Raw genomic sequence first — 2,032 nt, 5'->3', positions numbered from 1 at the left:
CCCAGAACTGCCAGTTTATTATTCATAAATTTACGCACATTTCGTTTAAATAAAGAAGAAGCGGCATTTTTATTTTGATCTTTAATACTTGTACCTGATTGACTCATCTTATTTCCCCCTCTCTTTATTCACCAAGGCGAACCCTTGGATCTAACAATGCATTCAGAACATCGACCATAAAAGAACAAATGAGCATCGCAGCTGCAATGATCAGGGTCGTTACAAGAACGACCGGATAATCGCCGGATACAATAGCATTTGTCATTGTAAGACCGATACCCGGATAAGAAAATACACTCTCAATAACAACAGAACCGCCAACCAGCATCGGAATACGGAATACCAGAATGACAAGAACCGGTTTCATGGCATTTCGGAAACCGTGTTTTAAATAAACTTTCCATTCCGGAATACCTTTTGAACGTGCAGTTTTAATATAATCACTGTTCAGAACGTCCAGCATGGTATTTCTCGCATAACGCATCAATACGGCCACCATACCGATGGTCAGGGTGAGAACCGGCAGGAACAGATGGAAAAAGGCATCCGCAAATGCACTTGTGGCATCCGGACTGACACGGTTGCTCGCCGGAAACCATCCGAGTTTGATTGAAAAAATCTGAATCAGGACAATACCGACAAGGAACTGAGGTACAGCCTGTCCGAGAACTGCAAGAACACGTCCCACATAGTCAATGATACCATTCTGACGAACTGCGGAGAGGATACCGATGCCGATACCGATCACGGCAGACAGTACCAGCGAATATCCGGCCAGTTCGAATGTGTACGGCAGTCTTACTGCAATAACAGATGCGATAGAAGATCCGTCAAAGGAATATCCCAAATCACCATGGAGGCAATTTCCGAGCCAGCGGAAATACTGAATAATCAATGGATCATTTAATCCGAGAGATTCTCTGAGGGCTTCAACATTTTCTTTATTTGATGAAAGCATCTCCGGGCTGACCATGAAGTTGATCGGGTCAATACCGGTCATCTGCAGTCCGTAAAAAACGATAAAACTGATAACCAGAAGCATTGGAATCATCATGAGCAGCTTTTTAACGATGAATTTAAACATTCAACCACTCCATTCTTTCTTAACATCCGATATTTTTTCACAGAGAAAGGGAGACTTTAGAAAATCCTTCCTCCGTCTCCCCCTTCATCAATGAATTCTATCTGAATTTGTTTTAAACGATTACTGAGCAAGTTCCCAATTTGCAAAATCCAGATCACACATATAAAGTGGATTACAGAATGTTACGCCGTCCGGAATAACAACTTTATCACTTGTGAATACGTATGTACCAACTGTGAATACAGGAACTTTATAAACACATTCCTGCTCTTTTGCCTGAAGTTCTTTTAATACTTCATTTCTTGCATCTGCATCTGTAGCTTTGAACAGATCGGCAACGAGTTCATCAAACTCTGTTGTTCCGCCAAATACGTTTGCGAATAATGCGTCAGAGCTCATATATTCTGTATACCATTCATCGATAGAAAATGCACTCTTACCTTTGAAACCGATATCATAATTACGTGTTGTGAAGAGATCTGTTGTACCGTCATTGGATAATGTTGCTTCAACAGTTAAACCAGCCTGTTCGAGATAATGAACAACTGTCTGAATCAAATCGATTGAAGTCTGGTCATTGTTATAGTAGCAGATTCTGAGTGTACGGCTCATATCATAGCCGGAAGCTGCGATATCTGCTTTTGCTTTTTCAGCATCGAATGCATATTCAAAACCGTTGTATGCTTCATGGCTGTTTGGAACACCACTGTTAAGAACGTTTGCTGTTGGATACAGTGTAGCCAGTGTTGCGCGGTCAATAGCTTCGATAATTGCTTTACGAACTTCTACGTTCTGCATAGCTTCGTTTTCGTTGCCGTCAGCACCTTTCATATTGAACAGGAAGTATTTGTAGAATAATACATCAACTTCATGTGTTGTGTAATTTGGCATTCCGCTGATTGCTTCAACAAGGTCTGCTGCATTTCCGAATACATAATCTGCCTGTCC

At 41.3% G+C, this 2,032-nt stretch carries 2 protein-coding genes; both read right to left on the bottom strand.

The features are described 5' to 3' along the window. Nucleotides 1–124: 124 nt before the first annotated feature. Complete coding sequence (locus QZZ35_RS11575; RefSeq protein WP_291234931.1) at nucleotides 125–1,084, bottom strand: ABC transporter permease; 960 nt, start codon at nucleotides 1,082–1,084, stop codon at nucleotides 125–127. 120 nt (nucleotides 1,085–1,204) lie between these two features. Continuing rightward, nucleotides 1,205–2,032: ABC transporter substrate-binding protein (locus QZZ35_RS11570; RefSeq protein WP_291237541.1), on the bottom strand; the 828-nt coding region annotated here is incomplete at its 5' end.

Origin of the sequence: Frisingicoccus sp., from assembly GCA_016298055.1 — a bacterium.
GTDB lineage: Bacteria > Bacillota > Clostridia > Lachnospirales > Lachnospiraceae > Frisingicoccus.
Note: the sequence above shows the minus strand (reverse complement) of the source record. Positions and strands in the feature narration are given on the sequence as shown.